Source organism: Streptomyces sp. QH1-20 (assembly GCF_041283565.1).
In the GTDB taxonomy this organism is placed as follows: domain Bacteria; phylum Actinomycetota; class Actinomycetes; order Streptomycetales; family Streptomycetaceae; genus Streptomyces; species Streptomyces syringius.
The window spans coordinates 382,653-399,472 of the sequence record NZ_CP166299.1 but is presented as its reverse complement, the minus strand read 5'-3'; the positions used below and the strand labels follow the sequence as shown (position 1 = coordinate 399,472).

The 16,820-nt window shown below is 71.4% G+C and carries 15 protein-coding genes; 9 read left to right on the top strand and 6 right to left on the bottom strand.

Going from position 1 to position 16,820, the window contains the following annotated elements; genetic code table 11:
• Positions 1-23 precede the first annotated feature (23 nt).
• Together AB8O64_RS01920 and AB8O64_RS01915 are read left to right on the top strand one after the other, a co-directional pair.
• Positions 24-875 carry a hypothetical protein gene (locus tag AB8O64_RS01920; RefSeq protein WP_370417509.1) on the top strand — a complete coding sequence of 284 codons (852 nt, stop codon included), beginning with the start codon at positions 24-26 and terminating at the stop codon, positions 873-875.
• Positions 876-967: 92 nt separating this feature from the next.
• Entirely contained in the window at positions 968-1,525 is a 558-nt protein-coding gene (locus tag AB8O64_RS01915; RefSeq protein WP_370417508.1) for a hypothetical protein, read from the top strand.
• A gap of 99 nt (positions 1,526-1,624) precedes the next feature.
• On the opposite strand, the gene AB8O64_RS01910 is transcribed toward AB8O64_RS01915, so the two are convergent.
• Positions 1,625-3,682, bottom strand: a complete 2,058-nt coding sequence (locus AB8O64_RS01910; RefSeq protein ID WP_370417506.1) for a phosphocholine-specific phospholipase C — start codon at positions 3,680-3,682, stop codon at positions 1,625-1,627.
• Between the two features lie 277 nt (positions 3,683-3,959).
• Positions 3,960-5,171 (bottom strand): S1 family peptidase, encoded by a 1,212-nt coding sequence (locus AB8O64_RS01905; RefSeq protein ID WP_370417504.1) that lies wholly within the window; start codon positions 5,169-5,171, stop codon positions 3,960-3,962.
• 204 nt (positions 5,172-5,375) lie between these two features.
• Between AB8O64_RS01905 and AB8O64_RS01900 the strand changes: the two genes are divergently transcribed.
• From AB8O64_RS01900 to AB8O64_RS01885, 4 genes are all read left to right on the top strand, one after another.
• Entirely contained in the window at positions 5,376-6,695 is a 1,320-nt protein-coding gene (locus AB8O64_RS01900) for an MFS transporter (RefSeq protein ID WP_370417503.1), read from the top strand.
• Positions 6,696-6,717: 22 nt separating this feature from the next.
• Entirely contained in the window at positions 6,718-7,896 is a 1,179-nt protein-coding gene (locus AB8O64_RS01895) for an anhydro-N-acetylmuramic acid kinase (protein WP_370423766.1), read from the top strand.
• 85 nt (positions 7,897-7,981) lie between these two features.
• Entirely contained in the window at positions 7,982-8,710 is a 729-nt protein-coding gene (locus AB8O64_RS01890; RefSeq protein ID WP_370417502.1) for a hypothetical protein, read from the top strand.
• Between the two features lie 104 nt (positions 8,711-8,814).
• Positions 8,815-9,405: a GNAT family N-acetyltransferase gene (locus AB8O64_RS01885; protein ID WP_370417501.1), complete on the top strand. Its 591-nt coding sequence runs from the start codon at positions 8,815-8,817 to the stop codon at positions 9,403-9,405.
• A gap of 20 nt (positions 9,406-9,425) precedes the next feature.
• Here the strand turns inward: AB8O64_RS01885 and AB8O64_RS01880 are convergent, their stop codons facing one another.
• Both AB8O64_RS01880 and AB8O64_RS01875 read right to left on the bottom strand, forming a co-directional pair.
• Positions 9,426-9,722: a YkvA family protein gene (locus AB8O64_RS01880; protein WP_370417500.1), complete on the bottom strand. Its 297-nt coding sequence runs from the start codon at positions 9,720-9,722 to the stop codon at positions 9,426-9,428.
• Between the two features lie 83 nt (positions 9,723-9,805).
• Positions 9,806-10,711 carry a LysR family transcriptional regulator gene (locus tag AB8O64_RS01875; protein WP_370417499.1) on the bottom strand — a complete coding sequence of 302 codons (906 nt, stop codon included), beginning with the start codon at positions 10,709-10,711 and terminating at the stop codon, positions 9,806-9,808.
• Between the two features lie 101 nt (positions 10,712-10,812).
• On the opposite strand from AB8O64_RS01875, the gene AB8O64_RS01870 reads away from it, so the two are divergent.
• Entirely contained in the window at positions 10,813-11,430 is a 618-nt protein-coding gene (locus AB8O64_RS01870; RefSeq protein WP_370417498.1) for a maleylpyruvate isomerase family mycothiol-dependent enzyme, read from the top strand.
• A 97-nt stretch (positions 11,431-11,527) separates the two neighbouring features.
• On the opposite strand, the gene AB8O64_RS01865 is transcribed toward AB8O64_RS01870, so the two are convergent.
• Positions 11,528-12,649 (bottom strand): NADH:flavin oxidoreductase, encoded by a 1,122-nt coding sequence (locus tag AB8O64_RS01865; RefSeq protein ID WP_370417496.1) that lies wholly within the window; start codon positions 12,647-12,649, stop codon positions 11,528-11,530.
• Positions 12,650-13,035: 386 nt separating this feature from the next.
• Between AB8O64_RS01865 and AB8O64_RS01860 the strand changes: the two genes are divergently transcribed.
• Positions 13,036-13,203 carry a hypothetical protein gene (locus tag AB8O64_RS01860; protein WP_209513500.1) on the top strand — a complete coding sequence of 56 codons (168 nt, stop codon included), beginning with the start codon at positions 13,036-13,038 and terminating at the stop codon, positions 13,201-13,203.
• A 26-nt stretch (positions 13,204-13,229) separates the two neighbouring features.
• On the opposite strand, the gene AB8O64_RS01855 is transcribed toward AB8O64_RS01860, so the two are convergent.
• Positions 13,230-13,415, bottom strand: coding sequence for a hypothetical protein (locus AB8O64_RS01855; RefSeq protein ID WP_356457134.1), 186 nt, complete (start codon positions 13,413-13,415; stop codon positions 13,230-13,232).
• Between the two features lie 404 nt (positions 13,416-13,819).
• Here AB8O64_RS01855 and AB8O64_RS01850 point away from each other — a divergent pair, with 404 nt between their 5' ends.
• Positions 13,820-16,759: a BTAD domain-containing putative transcriptional regulator gene (locus tag AB8O64_RS01850; RefSeq protein WP_370417493.1), complete on the top strand. Its 2,940-nt coding sequence runs from the start codon at positions 13,820-13,822 to the stop codon at positions 16,757-16,759.
• Positions 16,760-16,820 lie beyond the last annotated feature (61 nt).

Below are 16,820 nucleotides of genomic sequence, written 5' to 3'. Positions count from 1 at the left end.
CGCCCTCAGCGGGACGGAGGCCGGTGGGACACATCATCGGAGACCACGCGTACGGCGAGTCCGGAATCGAATTTCTGCTGGTGGACAGAGCACAGCCGGGGCAGAGGGTCCGCAGGATGCGTGCGGACGTCAGCTTCGTCGTGGACCTGCCCGAGGCGTACCGGGACGGCGACAATGCCCGCCTGATCCCCACGGGCGCGATCAACAACACGGTACTGGCGCTCGGAGCACAGCACACCGACGCCGAACCCGAAGCCTACGCGCTGGCGTTGGCCGAGCGCTTTCTCGCGGCGGTGCCACCCGTCGAGACCGTCGATCTGCACCTCTCGGCGTCGGAACTGACGCCCCTGGAGACCGGCGCACGACACCCCGGCGTCCGGCACTTCGGCGCTGCCTCGCTCCCCCGGGACCACGCCCACGTCACCCTCCCGCGAGACGGCGAGCCCGTCGTACGGGGCGGCCTGCGTGACGTCGAGCTGTTCGTGACCGCCGGTGCGACGTTCACGGGTTTCGCCCGCGACGAGTACACCACCACGCAGGTCTTCACCGATCGTGTCTTCGGCGCACGGCTGGATGTGACCTGGCAGCTTGCGGAGGGGAGCACGGGCCGTCGGTGCGTTCGGAGCCGCGCGCTCCAGGCAGTGGTCGAAGCCTTCACCGCGCACACCAGCCGGTCGAGCCAGCACACCTTTCACGAGCTGGGCGCCGCTGTTCTCGACGCCTGCCCCGACGTCACGGTGGTACGTGTCGAGGGAGCCCACCTGACGCGTTCCCTGGTCGATCTCAGCCCGTTCGGGAGGGAGAACGACGGCCGTGTCTACACCGCGTCCGACTCTCAGCGGAGCACGGTCTCGGTCGTCGTGAACCGCACCTGAGCCACGTCTGCTCCGACTGCCCAACCATCCCCGCATCCCGGCACATCGGCACGTCCGTGTTGCTCGCCGCTTCGAAGAAGGAAGGGACCCTTGTGATCACGAGACTCCTCAGCAGGACGCGGATCGTCGTAGCCGCAGCTCTCCTCGGTGCTGCGACCGTCATCCCGGCGGCCCGGGCGACGGAGAGCCCCACCGTTCTCGTGGCGTGCGCGGGAAGCGTCGCCGCCACCTATGCGCCGGGGCTGACCTACGCCCCCCAGCCCACCGCGATCAGGTCGCACGCCGTCGCCAAGTGCCCCGTCTCCGTCGGGTCCACGCTCACCTCGGCAACCTTCGGGGGAAGCTCGACGGGTACGCTCTCCTGCCTGGCGGGCTCCGCGAGCGGCACCCTGACCCTCCACTGGGACAACGGGAAGTCTTCCACCGCCTCCATCACCAGCATCGCCTCGCTGCGCCCCAACGGGAACATGGTCACCGTCAGCACAGGAGCCATCACCGCCGGGACGTTCACGGGGGCGGCCGTGGTCACGGAGGTCACCCTGCTCGCCTCCAGCGTCAGCGCGTGTCTGACCCCCAAGGGCCTCACTTCGGCGTCCGGCCCCACCACCGTCACCGTGACCCGGCTGGTGAAGACTTCCCACGAGAGCTGAAACGATCGCCGGACGCCGCCGCCCCCGGGCAGCGAGCCGCCCTTTGTCCCCCCGTGGGCGGGGGGACAAAGGGCGGCTGGTTGCCGGTTGCGGACAGGGTCAGCCCGTGATGATCGCCGGGTCGCTCACGCCCGGCTCGCCGTTCTCGACGTGCCCCGCGAATCTGCGCAGGAACGTGCTGTCCTTGTCGGAGGTCACGGACAGGTCGTACCACCGCCGGCTCTCGCGCAGATCCACGGTGTGCACCACGCGCCCGCCCGCGCGCACCGTGAACGTCTCGCGCTTGCCGCAGTAGGCATTGCTGACCGTCAGACGACATGCGGTGCTGCCCGTGTTGGTCATGGTCAGCGCGATGCGCCCACTGCCCGCGTCATGGCGGGCGGTCACCTCGGGGCCCGCGGCGCTGCCGGGGCCCTTGAAGGTGCGCAGGAAGCCGTTCGGTCCGAACACCGACAGGTCGTGGGTGCCCTTCGAATAGGCGGAGTTCCAGGTGTCGGAGAGCTTCTTGCCGGCCTCGGTGGTGTACGTCCACGGCCCGTCCGTGCGGTTCCCGGACGTCACGGTGAAGCACACCCCGGCCGCCGCGCCGCCGCTGAAGGTGAGCGTGAAGCGCCCGGTCGAGGGTGTCGCGGAGCCGTCCACCCATGGTGCGTAGGGCAGGGGGCGGGTGCGCTTGGCGCCCTTCTCCTGCTTGGGCAGGGAGGGATCGGCCGGGGGCTTCGGTACGTAGTCGGGGTGCCGGTTGTTGTCCTTGGGCTTGTAGGCGTCGGTGCCCGGCAGCGACGCGGGCCCGGTGTGTGCGAGGCGGAAGTCGAAGGCCGAGGTGAGGTCGCCGCAGATGGCACGCCGCCAGGGGGAGACGTTGGGCTCGCCCACGCCGAAGCGGCGCTCCATGAACCGGAGGATGGACGTGTGGTCGAAGACCTCCGAGCAGACGTAGCCACCCGTGCTCCAGGGCGAGACCACGATCATGGGAACGCGCTGGCCGAGCCCGTAGGGACCGGCCGCGTAACGGCCGTTCCCGGCGAAGACGTCGAGCTTGGTGTCCACGGTGGAGGCGCCCTGCGCGGCCGAGGCCGGCGGGAAGGGCGGGGTGACGTGGTCGAAGTAGCCGTCGTTCTCGTCGTACGTGATGAAGAGCGCGGTCCTGCTCCACACCTCGGGATCGGAGGTGAGGGCGTCCAGCACCTGGGAGATGTACCAGGCGCCGTAATTCACCGGCCAGTTGGGGTGTTCGGAGAAAGCCTCCGGGGCGGCGATCCAGGAGATCTGCGGCAGCTTGCCCGCTTTCACATCGGCCTTGAGGCCGTCGAAGTAGCCGTCGCCGTTCTTGACGCTCGTGCCGGTGCGCGCCTTGTCGTAGAGCGGATCGCCGGGCTTGGCGTTGCGGTACTTGTTGAAGTACAGCAGCGAGTTGTCACCGTAGTTGCCGCGGTACGCGTCGTTGATCCAGCCCCACTTGCCGGCCGCGTCCAGGCCGTCGCCGGTGTCCTGGTACACCTTCCACGAGATCCCGGCCTGCTCCAGCCGCTCGGGGTACGTGGTCCAGTCGTAGCCGGCCTCCTCGTTGCCGAGGACGGGGCCGCCGCCCTTGCCGTCGTTCCCGGTGTGACCCGTCCACATGTAGTAGCGATTGGGATCGGTGGCTCCGATGAAGGAGCAGTGGTAGGCGTCGCAGACGGTGAACGCGTCGGCCAGTGCGTAGTGGAACGGTATGTCCTCGCGCGTCAGATATGCCATCGTGCCCGCGGACTTCGCGGGAATCCACTTGTCGTACCTGCCCTGGTTCCAGGCCTTGTGGCCGCCGGCCCAGTCGTGGTTGAGGCCCGCGATGAACTGCATGCCGAGGTCCTTCGCGTCCGGCCGGAAGGGCAGCACGTCCTTGCTGCCGTCCGACTGGTGCCAGACCGACTTCCCGCTGCCCAGGGTCACCGGGCGCGGGTCACCGAATCCGCGGACGCCCTTCAGCGAACCGAAGTAGTGATCGAACGAACGGTTCTCCTGCATCAGCACGACGATGTGCTCGACGTCCTTGATGGTGCCGGAGCGTCGCGTGGCGGGAATGGCGGCAGCACGGTCGATGCTGCTCGACAGGGCGGCGAAGCCCGCTGTCGCGCCGGCGATCTGCAGGAAGCGCCGCCGATTGAGTTCAGCCATGAGTCCGGGAACCTCTTGGGGTGTGAGGGCTGGATCGAACAGAGTGCTCCAAGGGCAGCGAGCGCCGGGGAAGAGGACGTGTCGTCAGGGTGAAGCAGTACGGTACGTGTGGCGAACGTCGTCGTAGAGGCATGCTGCTCCCTCCTCACCCGCGACGGGGTGAACCGGCACATGGAGATCCGGCCGCGAGGATATAGCGGGAGGCGACCAGAGTGAACAGGGCCTACTGCCGGGCCTGTTGAGGCCTGCGCACGCAGCCGCCGTCCCTTCGATGTCATCACCGCTGTGCTGCCGCTCCGCCGTCGGCCCCCAGGGTGGCACCGGTGGCCCGCAGCGCCGCGGTCACCGGCTGGAAGAAGGTCTCGCCGCCCCGGGTGCAGTCACCACTGCCGCCGGAGGTGAGCCCCACGGCCGAGTCCTCGGCGAACAGTGAGCCTCCGCTGTCGCCGGGTTCCGCGCACACGTCCGTCTGTATGAGGCCGTTCACGATGTCCCCGTTGCCGTAGTTGACCGTGGCGCCGAGTCCCGTCACGGTGCCGTCCTTCAGCCCGGTCGTGCTGCCGACCCGCTGTACCCGCATGCCCACGTTCGCCTCGGCGGCCCCGCTGATCTGCTGGACCGTGCCGTTCAACAGATCGACCGCGCTCGCCGCTCCGGCGTTGGGGTCGTCGTAGGTCACCAGGGCGAAGTCACTGCCCGGGAACTGCGAGTCGGCGACCGTGCCCACAGGTGTGCCGCCCGCCTGGTCCGCCGTCCACGTCCGCGAGGCATTGCCGCAGTGACCCGCCGTGAGGAACGCCGGTGCCCCCTGGACCGTGACGTTGAAGCCGAGGGAGCAACGGGAACCCCCGCCGAAGATGGCCCGCCCGCCGATGAGCGCACCGGCGCCCGGGGCGTCACCTTGTGCCCGGGTCCGTGAGCCGGACCGCCCGTGACCGGCCGGCGGCGGGCTGCCCTCGTACCGCTTGAACTCGCCGGATGACCGCTTGACGCGCACCAGCTGGCCCATGCGGTCGGTGACCTTCGTGAGGGCGTCGAGCTTGGCACCGGTCACCGTCCGGTCGGCGGTGACCACGACCTTGTTGGTCCTCGGGTCGATCGACCAGGCGGTGCCGGGCACCGAGGCCCGGTCGCTCAGCGTCCGGGTCGCGCCCCGCAGCGCGGCGGTGCTGTTCCGCACGATCCGCGGTACGGCACCGGTGGCCTTGACGCGCTGTGCGGCGTCCTCGGCCGTGACGTTCACGACCATCCGGCCCGTGGAGCCGTCCAGGTACCAGCCCGCCGTCTTCTCCCGGACACCCGGTTCGAGGGATGCCGCGAGGTGCGCGGCCGACCGCGAGGTGAAGGTGCGAGGAGAGCCGGGCTGGTCCGTGCCCGGCTTGTCGGTGCTCGCGTCGGCGTGGGGGAGCAGGGTCGCCGCCGCCACTACGGCGGCGGCAGCGGCGACGGCGACGGCTCCGCGGCGACGATTGACACGACGGTGGTTCAACGGATCGACCTCCGGCTCGGGGTGTGATGCGTACGGACGGCGGGGAGTTCATGAGTGCCGGTGGCCGTACGCGCTTGCCGTCCAGTACTACGGGCCCGGTGCCGACGGGTCTCACGGCTGCTCAAGGTGTGATGAATTCCCGGCAGGCACGGCCACGCGGCCGTATGCTTCTTCGTTCGCGCCCGGCCGTGACGGAGGGAGACCGTGGTGTCCGTACCCACCGCCGAAGACCCTGGCGCCCCGCAGCGGGCACCGGCGCGACGCGCCCTGGTCGCGGGCTCGGTGGGCAACTTCATCGAGTGGCACGAGTTCGGGGCGTACGGCTGCTTCGCCACGGTCTTCGCCGCCAACTTCTTCGGCGCGGGCTCGGGGGACGGCACCGAGAGCCTCATCAAGACCTACGCGTCGTTCGCGCTGGCCTTCTTCTTCCGGCCGGTGGGAGCGGCGCTGTTCGGCCGGATCGGGGACCGGTTCGGCCGGCGTCCCGCTCTTGTGCTGGCCCTTGTCCTCATGACGGGCTCCACCACGGCGATCGGGCTGCTGCCCACCTACGCCACGCTCGGGGCCGCCGCGCCCTGGGCCCTCACCCTGGTGCGCGTCCTGCAAGGCCTCTCCGCGGGAGGGGAGTTCGGTGGTGCGGTCTCGCTGATGACCGAGTCGGCGCCGCAGGGGCGGCGCGGGCTGTACGGGGCGTGGCAGTCGTTCACCGTCGCCCTGGGACTGCTCGCCGGTGCCGGGCTGGCCGTGGGGGCGGCGGCCGTGCTCGGGGAGCGCGCACTGTACGACTGGGGGTGGCGGGTGCCGTTCCTGCTGGCGCTGCCCCTCGGCCTGGTGGCGCTGTGGCTGCGGTGGAAACTTGAGGAGACGCCCTCGTTCCGGCGCACGCGCAGCACCGGTGCGGGGCCACCGGGCTCCCCGGCCACCCGCGGTGAGGTGTTCCGGTCCATCTTGACGGGCATCGGGCGGATCATGGGCTGGTCGGCGGCCGGATACACCTTCCTGGTCGTCCTTCCGGCCTACCTCCAGAACACGCTCGGTGCCACGTTCCAGGAGGCCCTGACGGCAGCCGTCCTGGCCAACCTGGGATTCGCGCTGACGATCCTGCCTGCCGGAGCGCTGAGCGACCGTGTCGGCCGCCGGCCCGTCATGGTGGCCGGGGCGGGGCTGGTCGTCCTGCTCGCCTTCCCGTTGCTGTGGACCGTCCGCAGCGGGAGCACGCCGACGGTGGCCAAGGGCCTCGTGGTCCTCCTCGCCGGAGCGGTGGTCGGGCTGATGGCGGGGCCGGGACCCGCCATGCTGGCGGAGATGTTTCCCACCAGGGTGCGCTGCACGGGGCTGGGCCTGGCCTACTCGCTGGCCAACGCGGTCTTCTCGGGCTGCGCCGGCCTCATCATCACCGAGTTGGTCCACCGCACGGCCAACGCCGACATCCCCGCCTACTACACCGTGGTGACCTGCGCGATCAGTGCGGCCGCGCTCCTGACGCTGCGCGGGGACGACCATCGGCGCGCGCTGCGCGACTGAGGGAGAAAAGGGACGGGTGACCATGCGGGTGATCGGTTTGATGTCGGGGACCTCGTACGACGCCGTCGACGCGGCGGCGGCCGACCTGCGGATCGAGGGGGACACCCTCCATCTGACGCCTCTCGGCATGATCGGCCTGGGGTACGGGGAGCGGCTCCGTGCCGAGATCGCCGCCGCCCTGCCGCCGGCGCACACCACCCTCGAGACCGTATGCCGACTGGACACCCGCATCGGGCAGGCCTTCGCCGAGGCCGCCGACCGGGCCGTCCGGGAACTGTGCGGGGGCCGGGCCGACCTTGTCGCCTCGCACGGACAGACCGTCTACCACTGGACGGACAACGGCCGCGTCCACGGCACCCTGCAGATCGGCGGGCCCGCCTGGATCGCCGAGCGCACCGGACTGCCGGTCGTCTCGGACTTCCGCTCCGCCGACGTGGCCGCAGGCGGTCAGGGCGCCCCGCTGGTCGGCATGGTGGACGTCATGTGGTTGCGCGACAGGCCCGGACGCCCGGTCGCGCTCAACCTCGGCGGCATCGCCAACATCACCGTGAGCAGCGGCGACCGGGCGCCGTACGCCTACGACACCGGGCCCGGGAACGCCCTGATCGACGCGGCCGCCCGGTATCTCACCCACGGACGGTGCGCCATCGACGAACACGGCGCCATGGCCGCCCGGGGCGGAGTGTGCCGACCGCTCCTGGACCGGCTGCTCGACGAGCCGTACTACGCGCGCCCCGCCCCGAAGACCACCGGAAAGGAGCTCTTCCACCTGCCGTACCTGCTGACGGCCGTGGCGGGCCTGGGGCCCCTCGACGCCGATGACATCCTTGCCACGGTCACGGCGCTCACCGCACACACCGTGGCCGCCGCCGTCCGGGACCACGGGGGCACCGAGGTCGTCGCCTCCGGGGGTGGCACGCGCAATCCGACCCTGATGGGAATGTTGCGGACCGAGCTCACCGGCGTCCCGGTGCACACCTGCGACGAGTGGGGCGTGCCGACCGAGGCCAAGGAGGCGTATGCCTTCGCGGTGCTGGGCTTCCTGACCGCGCACGGACTGGCCGGCACGCTACCGGCGTGCACCGGCGCCCGGCACGCGAGCGTCCTCGGCTCGATCACACCCGGTGCCGGGCCCCTGCGACTGCCACCCCCGGTGGCCGGTGGTGCGCCCGTCCGGCTGAGGGTCGCGGGACAGCCGTGAACGGGCGCCGGTGACGCTGGTGCGTACGGCCAGGGGTGATGGCTGTCTGTCGGGCCGTCGGCGATGACGCGTAGGCTCCGCGCCCATGAACGACGACGTACGCAACATCGCCCTGGGGCTGGTGGCCAGCGGGGTCAGTGCCACCGCGGGCTGGTTCTTCCGCACCTACCTGTGGCGCCGCCAACTCCGCCGCAGGCAGCAGTTCTTCGGGCTGCCGGGCGGTTCGGAGTGTCTCCTGGTGGTCAACCAGGATCCGAGCGCGAGCGGCCGCGGGGTCTCCCGGCACGACGCCTTCGCGCTGCTCGAACTGTCCGCCCTGATCAAGGAGTGCGGGGCGCACGCGGACATCGTGGTGCACGACGCCGCCCGTCAGGGCTTCGGCATACGGACGGAATTCTGTGTGGGAGGCCCGGCCTCGAACCGGCGTACCGACGCGCATCTGCGCTCGATGCTGCCGGGCGTCGCGGTGAACACCGACTTCGAGGACGCCACCGACGGTGGTGCGTTCACCATCGGCGGCGAGTCCTACCGGCTGGAGAAGGGCATCGCGGAGTATGTGCTCCTCGCCCGGCTGACCGGCCCCGAGGGCGGCCGGCCGGTCTTCCTCGCCTCCGGTCAGCGGGGGATCACCAACCAGGCGGCCGTGCGCTATCTGGCCCGGCACCACGCCCGGCTCGCCCGTCGCCATGGACTCGACGGCACCTTCTGCCTGTTGCTGAAGGTCGTCAACTCCGACGCCTACGGACCGGACATGGTGGAGCTGGTCGCCGATGTCACCGCGTCGGCGACCGCGGGGACGGTCACCGGACGCTGACGGCGTCCACGGCGCAGCACCCCACTGACCCCACCTGCGACGATCAATTGCACTAGTGCAAAAGGGTATTGAATCTAGTTCAATACGGGGTTAGGGTTTCGCGTATGCCTGCCACGACACCCTCGCCCGTAACCCTGACCGGCCGCCATGTGCGCCTCGTGCCGCTGACGATGGAGCACCTCGGTGAACTCTTCGCGGCAGGAGGCGGGGACGAGGAGGTGTGGCGCTGGCAGGGGCCGACGCCGCACACGCGGGACGAGTTCGCGGCCAAGCTCCGCGGCCTCCTCGAAGCCGCGGAGCAGGGGGAGTACGTTCCGTTCGCCGTCATTCACCGTGCGACCGGCCGGGCGGTCGGATGGACCACCTTCATGGACGTCGACACGGACCACGAGCGTCTGGAGATCGGCTGGACCTGGTACGGCCGCGCGTTCTGGCGCACGGCGGTCAACTCCGAGACGAAGCTGCTGTTGTTGACGCACGCCTTCGAGGAGCTGGGCATGGGGCGCGTGCAGTTGAAGACGGACCATATGAACCATCGTTCGCAAGCCGCCATCGCCCGTCTCGGGGCCCAGCGCGAAGGCGTCCTGCGTCACCACCGCCGCCGCCCGGACGGCACCTGGCGGGACACCGTCTACTTCTCCATCCTCACCGAGGAGTGGCCCGCCATCAAGGCGCGGCTGAGTGCTTCGCTCTGACGTCCTTCGACGGGCGGCACTCACTTGTCCGGGGCCCGGCCCGCCCCGGCGTCGGCGGCGGCCTTGTGCAGCGAGCGCAGCGCGAGCAGCAGGATGCCGATGTCGTCCAGATAGACAGGGTCGGGCACCAGGTCCACGGGGGAGACCAGATACAACAGGGCTCCCCAGAAGATGATCTTCTTGTTCTCGGGGACGCCGGCGTCACGCAGCAGACGCCGGGCCCGGAAGAGCCGTACCGCCACGACCACGGCGGCGACGGCCATCGCGGTGACCAGGACGGCGAGCAAGCTGACGAGGGTCCAGGATTCGCTGCTCATGCCTCACGTCTACCCCGTCGCCACCGATGCGTACGGGTGGACGCGCTGCGGATGCCGGACGGGTCGCCCGGAGCCGGCGGGCGTCAGCGGGGGAGAGCCGTTCGGAGCCGGCCCAGAAGGGCTTCGGCGGCGGGGCTGGAGAGGCCGGCCGTCCGCCAGGCCAGAGCGACCCGGCCGCGCAGTCGTGGCTCGGTGATCCGCAGGGTCCGCAGTCCGAGAACCGACGCCGCCTCGGCGGGGAGTCCGGGGACGACGGCCACGCCGAGGCCACGGGCGGCGAGCTGCGCCAGCACGGGCGGGGCAGCGGCCTCGAAGGCGATACGGGGGCGAAATCCCGCCTCCGCGCAGGCCCGCTCCAGCACTCCGCGCAGCCCTGTGCCGCGCGGCAGGCTGATCAGGGAGCGATCGCGGAGCGCGGCCAACGGAACGTCCGTGCGGTTCGCGTCGGCGAGGAGGGGGTCACCCGGAGCCATGGCCGCGACCAGCGGCTCGTCGATCAGCACCTGGAGCGAAATACCCGGCGGGGCCTCCTCGTCGGTGAGCCCGACCGCGGCGATGTCGAGTTCACCGCGGCGCAGCGCGGCGAGCATCCGCTCCGACGTGTCCTCGGTGAGCGCGATCTCGACCTGAGGGTGGTCGTCATGGAAGTCGGCCAGGACGGAGGCCACGTCGAACTCGGGGGTGACGGCGCCCGAGACGACACCGATCGTGACATGACCGCGCAGCAGCCCGGTGAACTCGTCCACGGTCTGCCGCGCCCCTTCGACGGCGGCCAGCGCGGCCCGCGCGTACGGCAGGACGGCCTCGCCGACCTCCGTCAGGGTCACCGAAGGGCCGGAGCGGTCCAGCAGGGGCTGGCCGAGTTCGCGTTCGAGCAGCCGGATCTGGGAGCTCACCCCTGGCTGCGCCAGATGCAGACGGGCGGCGGCACGGGTGAAGTTGGCCTCCTCCACCACAGCGACGAAGTACCGCAGCTGTCGAAGCTCCATAACCGCTGATTCTAGCCGTGAGACATAGGCGTTCTTGGACGTATGGCCCTGCCGTCGACACCCTTGATGACATGGGGAAAGCACCGCACCAAAGGACGGCGATGGACATCAGAACCGCGATCGCGGCCGAACGCCGGGAGCTGGCGGCCTTGTTGGACGGGCTGCCTGCCGACAGCTGGGACGCGCCGACGCTGTGCGCGGGGTGGCGCGTACGGGAGGTCGCGGCCCATATGTCCCTGGGGTTCCGCTACTCCTTCCCCCAGGTGGCGTGGGAACTCGTCAAGGCACGGGGCAGCCTCGACCGCATGACCGATCGATGCGCCCGCCGGGACGCGGCCGTACTCTCGACGGACGAGCTGGCCGCGGCACTCGCGGACAACGCGAATCACCCCTGGAAGCCGCCGACCCTCGGGATCGAGGCCGCGTTGGGCCACGACGTGGTCCACGGCCTGGACATCTCGGTCGCGCTGGGCCTCGACCGTCGCGTACCCGAGGACCGCTTGCGCATCCTGCTGGAGGGTGTCGATTCCAAGACGCTCACGTTCTTCGGGGCCGACCTCGACGGCGTCCAGCTCCGCGCCGACGACCTCGACTGGACCTTCGGCACAGGCACGCCGCTGACCGGCGCCGCACAGGATCTCCTGCTGCTCGCCTACGGTCGCAGACTGCCCCCGGGACACCTGCGAGGGGAGCGGTGCGACCGTTTCGTCGCCGCGTAGGGACGGCGACCCGGTTCGTCACGCGCCCACCGTGTCCCCAGGGCCGCAGCGTGAGTCGCCGCCGTGCGGCGCTGCGGCCCGTGGGTGACGTCACGGCTCAGTGGAGCCTGGCGAGCGCCTCCGTGCTGAAGGGGGTGAGCTCGTCGGTACGCCCGTCGAGGATCTTCGTGGCCCACTCGGGGTCGCCCAGCAGGGCCCGGCCGACCGCCACAAGGTCGAACTCGTCCCGCTCCAGCCTGTCCAGCAGCCCGTCGATGTCGGCGACACCACTTCCCTGACCCTGGAACGCCTTGAGGAATTCGGTGTCGAGGCCGACCGAGCCGACGCTGATCGTTGCCTTGCCCGTGAGCTTCTTCGCCCAGCCCGCGAGGTTGAGGTCCGAGCCGTCGAACTCCGGCAGCCAGTAGCGGCGGGTGGAGCAGTGGAAGGCGTCGACCCCCGCCTCGGCGAGCGGATCGAGGACGGCTTCGAGCTCCTGGGGCGACTCGGCGAGCCGGGCCCGGTAGTCACCCATCTTCCACTGGGACATCCGGAAGATGATCGGGAAGTCCGGTGACACCACCTGGCGGCAGGCCGCCACGATCTCCGCGGCGAAGCGGGTGCGGGAGACGGCGTCGCCTCCGTAGGCGTCCGTGCGCCGATTGGTGTGCGCCCACAGGAACTGGTCGATGAGATAACCGTGGGCACCGTGCAGTTCGATGCCGTCGAAGCCGTTCGCCTCGGCCGCGGCGGCACCGGCGGCGAAGGCGGAGATCACCTCGTCGAGGTCGGCCCGCGTCATGCTCCGGCCCGGCTCCGAGTCGTCCAGGGGAATGCCCGAGGGGCCGACGCGCGGGGCCTCCGGTACCGGCGGGGCACCGACGGCGCGTGCCATTCCCACATGCCACAACTGCGGCACGATCGCACCGCCGGCACGGTGGACCGCCTCCGCCACTTCGGCCCAGCCCGCGAGCGCGTCCTCGCCGTGGAACCGGGGGACGCGATCACTGGTCCCCGCCGAGGCGTGGCCGACATACGTCCCCTCGGAGATGATGAGACCCACCCCGCCCGCCGCCCGCCGCGCGTAGTACTCCGCCACATCGGCTCCCGGCACACCACCGGGCGAGAACTCACGGGTCATCGGCGCCATGGCGATCCGGTTCCGGACGGTGAGGCTCCCCAGGGAGACGGGACGGACGAGCACGTCCGTCGCGCGTGCGGCTGAGCTGCTGGGTATCAAGACATCCACCTTCGGTCGACGGGTGACCGTGCCACGATCGGCACGCGCTTTTCCCACCAACCCCATGGCCCACCGTTCCGATTCCCGGCGGCCTGGGAAATCTCGTGGCGACAAGGACGGGAACCGGCCACTCCGGCGGCCACCGGTCAGGACGTGAAGGGCATCACACCACGAACGAAGCCGTCGTCGTCCGGGCACCCTTACGCACGGACAATGGTCCGGTCCTTGCCGGGGCCCGAGGCCGGAGGCCCTCCGTCGATGACGGCGTCGGCCGGAAACCCGGTCACTTGAGGCTCAGCGCCCCCACCCGGCGGCCGAGGAACCGCGTCGGCGACTGGCGCAAAACCCTGAGGCATATGTCAGAGCCCGCCTCTACCGTGGTTCTCATGTCCCCGACTTCCCTGGACGCCCAAGCACTGAACGCCGAGATCCGCGCGTTCTTGCGCGCGCGGCGAGGCCGGGCTCTGACGGCGGCAGAGCGCCGGCGGTACGAACGGCTGCGCGCGGAGTGGCTGGCGGCGGTGCGACGGGCACGGCGGCGCACCGCCGCGTAGGCCGGGCCGTGGCCCGGTCGGCCGGTTCATCGGTCGGGCCACGGGATCCGCTCCGCGAGGAGCGTCCATTCCTGGTCGTCACGACAGGGGACGCTTCGCCCGGCGGCGGCCCAGCGCGTGGCCAGCGCCTCGAAGATGGGGGTGTCGGCCGGGCCTCGCGGGGGCGTGTCGTTGCCGGGGGCGATGACCGGCGTGGGCCGCATCGTCGTCATACGAGGTCAACGCCCTCCCGGCGGCGGAGGTCACGCGACCGCCCCGTAATGGCTCAGAAGCGGCGTGCCCCGCAAGTCTGCAGACGACTACGCCCGTGGCCGCCGTCGGCCACGGGCGTAGTCGTCTGCAGATCCGCTTGTCGTGGTTTTCCGGCGCGGGACACGCGAGCGCTGCCCGGGTACCGGCTGCCGATGGTGACGGCAGTAACCCGCTTCATCCATGGGCGAGTTGGGGTGAGCGGAGGGCCGGGAAGCGCCCGTGGCGGCGGCGAGAGGTGCATCCGCGCGTGGAGGATCATCGCACGCGCAACGCCTATGGTTGTCGGACGAGCCGATTGTTTACATCACGTACAACAGAGCGCGCGTGCTCTGCTGCGCGCAGCCAACAGAAGGGCGGTCACGCGGTGGAGGCTCCGCGCGTCGAGTTCAAGGTGCTGGGGCCCCTCGAGGTCGCCGCCGGCGACCGCGTCCTCCCGCTCGGCGGTCCGAAGCAGCGGACACTGCTCGCCACTCTGCTGATCCATACCAATGCCGCGGTCTCCGGGGACCGGCTGTGTGACGCCATCTGGGGTGCCGCCCCTCCCGTATCGGCCCAGGCCAATGTCCGCAGCTATGTCGCCGCGCTGCGCAAGGTGATCAACCCCGCCGCGGGCGAGGACCGGTTGAGCCAGGGGCACGGCGGCTATCAGTTGCGGGTGCTGCCGGGCGAAGTGGACCTCCACCTCTACGAGGACCTGGCCGCGCGTGGCCGCGCTGCACTGGCCGGGGGCCGGCACCGGGCGGCGGCCGGTCATCTGCGCGAGGCGCTGGACCTGTGGCGCGGCGGTGCCTTCGACGGGGTGGCGCACCACGACGCCCTGCACATCGAGGTGGCCCGCCTGGAGGAGTCGCGGTTGGCCGCGTTGGAAGACCACGCCGAGGCACACCTCGCACTCGGGGAACCCCGGGACGTGATCGGCCCGCTCCAGGCGGAGGTGGCCCGGTACCCGCTACGGGAGTCGCTGTGGGCCAAACTGATGACCGCGCAGTACCAGTGTGGTCGCCCGGGCGACGCGCTACGGTCCTACGCCCTCGCCCGCGTCGCGCTGCGGGACGAACTCGGGCTCGAACCGGGCGCGGAACTGCGCCGACTGCATCACGCGGTCCTCACCGGAGAACCGCTGCCGGAGCCGGAACCCGCCCCCGTGTGCGCCGAACGCCCGGTGGACTGCTGGCAGCCCACGAGTCAACTTCCCTCCGACACCACCGACTTCGTCGGCAGGAGCCTCATCCTGTCGCGGGCCGCGGCGGTGCTCGCCCCAGCCACCCCGGCTGCCGGGGACGCGCCGAGCTGCGCCGTGCCCGTCGTGATCCTCACCGGGCTCCCCGGCGTCGGCAAGACCGCCCTGGCCACCCGGCTCGCCCACGACCTGCGCGACGCCTTCCCCGACGGCCGGCTGTTCGTGCACCTGGACGGTGCCCGCGGGCCCCGCCGCGCGCCCGGCGCGGTCCTCGCCGATCTGCTGGTCAGCCTGGGCGTCGCCGGATCCTCCATTCCCGAGGCGACGGTCGACCGCGCCGCGATGTTCCGCTCCCTGCTGTCCGGCCGCAAGGTCCTGGTGCTGCTCGACGACGCACAGGACGAGGCGCAGATCCGACCGCTGCTGCCCGGCACCCCCGGAAGCGCGGCCCTGATCACCAGCAGGACGCGGATGGCCGGCCTGACAGGGGCTCAGCTGATCGACGTCGCCCCGTTCAACGACGAGGAGTCCCAGGACCTGCTGCGCCGCATCGTCGGCTCCCCACGGATCGCGGCCGAACCGGAGGCCACCGAGCAGGTCCTGGCCAGCTGCGCCGGCCTGCCGCTGGCCCTGCGCGTGACCGCGGCGCGGCTCGCGAGCCGCCCGCACTGGCGGATCCGGCGGCTCGCCGACCGCCTCGCCGACGAGCGGGGCAGACTGGCGGAACTCACGGTGGGAGACCTCGCCGTCCGCACCAGCGTCGCCGCCAGCTACCACGGCCTGACGCCGGAGGCCGCCCGGGCCTTCCGGGCCATCGGCATGCTTCCCTCGCCGGAGTTCCCCGGCTGGGCGCTCGCCGCCCTGCTCGACTCCCGCGACACCGATCAGGCGACCGACGTACTGATCGACGCGAACCTGGTCCAGGTCGCGTCGGTCGACCGTCAGGGCCTGCCGCGCTTCCGGACGCACGACCTGCTGCACGTCTTCGCGGGGGAGCGCGCTCTGGACGAGGAACCGCCGGCGTGGCGCCGGGCGGCGGTGGCCCGTCTCCTGGACGGCTGGCTCTCCCGGCTGCGGACGGCCGCCGACCAGATCGTCCGTCGAGAGGCGGGGGAGGGCGTACCGGGAGAGACCGGGGATCTCGTCGGCTGGCTGGAGGGCGAGCGGACCAGCCTGGTCACCGCGGTCGAGTTCGCCGCCAGTGCCGGCTACGGCACCCAGGCGGCGGAGCTGGCCTCCGCCATGGAGGACGTCTGCCACCTGCGGAACTGGTGGGACGAGTGGGAACGGGTGGCACGGGCCGCGCTCGACCGGGCGAGAGCCGACGGCGACCCGGTCGCCACCGCTGTCGCCCAGGGCTCCTTGGCCAGGTCCTTCGCCGTCCGCGGCCGGGTGGACGACGCGGTGATCCGGTGGTCCGCGGCCATCGAGCAACTGGACGCACACGGCGAGGCGCACCACGCCGCCCGGCTGCGTACGCACCGGAGCTTCGCGATCGCCGACCGGGGCATGGCCGAAGCCGCCCACGACGACGCCCGGGCGGCTGCCGCCGTGATGAGCCGGCTCGGCGACGAACACGGCGAGGTCGTCGCCCTGCGCAGCCTCGGCTTCGCGCTCGTCTGTCTGCGGCGCGAGGCGGAAGCCGTCGACGTCCTGGAATCGGCCCTGGAGACGGCGGAGCGACTCGGCCGGCCCCTCGCCCTCGCCGACGTCCTGCAACTGCTGTCGTGGGCCGAGATCTGCCACGGCCGGTTCGACCGGTGCGTCGGCCATCTGCACCGGGCCCTGGCCGCTTTCCGCACGGTGCGCCACCGGCCCGGTGAGGCGTACGCGCTGCTGACCCTGGGGCGGATGCACATCGCCCTCGGCCCCGACCAGGCCGCGCACGCCCTCGGCCCGCTCGGTGAAGCGGCGTCGATCTTCACCGAGCTCGGGGAACGCCGGGGTGAGGCACTCGTCTCCTACTGGCTGGGCCGCACCTACGCCGCGGCGGGTGACCCCGACCGGGCGGAGAGCCACCTCGCCACGGCACTGAACGGATTCCGCAATCTGCGCATGCCGTTCTGGACCGAACAGGCACGGCTCGGCATCAGCAGCCTCGCGCGGGCCGTCACCCCCTCCTGAAACCCTTCCCGAACCCCTTCCGCAGGACCTCCTCCCCGGCGCGACCGGGCGGCCGCGCGAC

What these genes read in the sequence shown, in the direction of transcription:
- AB8O64_RS01880 (WP_370417500.1), bottom strand. Translation starts at nt 9,722, where the DNA reads ATGAGCAGCGAATCCTGGACCCTCGTCAGCTTGCTCGCCGTCCTGGTC.
- AB8O64_RS01910 (WP_370417506.1), bottom strand. Translation starts at nt 3,682, where the DNA reads ATGGCTGAACTCAATCGGCGGCGCTTCCTGCAGATCGCCGGCGCGACA.
- AB8O64_RS01895 (WP_370423766.1), top strand. Translation starts at nt 6,718, where the DNA reads ATGCGGGTGATCGGTTTGATGTCGGGGACCTCGTACGACGCCGTCGAC.
- AB8O64_RS01860 (WP_209513500.1), top strand. Translation starts at nt 13,036, where the DNA reads ATGTCCCCGACTTCCCTGGACGCCCAAGCACTGAACGCCGAGATCCGC.
- AB8O64_RS01890 (WP_370417502.1), top strand. Translation starts at nt 7,982, where the DNA reads ATGAACGACGACGTACGCAACATCGCCCTGGGGCTGGTGGCCAGCGGG.
- AB8O64_RS01870 (WP_370417498.1), top strand. Translation starts at nt 10,813, where the DNA reads ATGGACATCAGAACCGCGATCGCGGCCGAACGCCGGGAGCTGGCGGCC.
- AB8O64_RS01855 (WP_356457134.1), bottom strand. Translation starts at nt 13,415, where the DNA reads ATGACGACGATGCGGCCCACGCCGGTCATCGCCCCCGGCAACGACACG.
- AB8O64_RS01875 (WP_370417499.1), bottom strand. Translation starts at nt 10,711, where the DNA reads ATGGAGCTTCGACAGCTGCGGTACTTCGTCGCTGTGGTGGAGGAGGCC.
- AB8O64_RS01885 (WP_370417501.1), top strand. Translation starts at nt 8,815, where the DNA reads ATGCCTGCCACGACACCCTCGCCCGTAACCCTGACCGGCCGCCATGTG.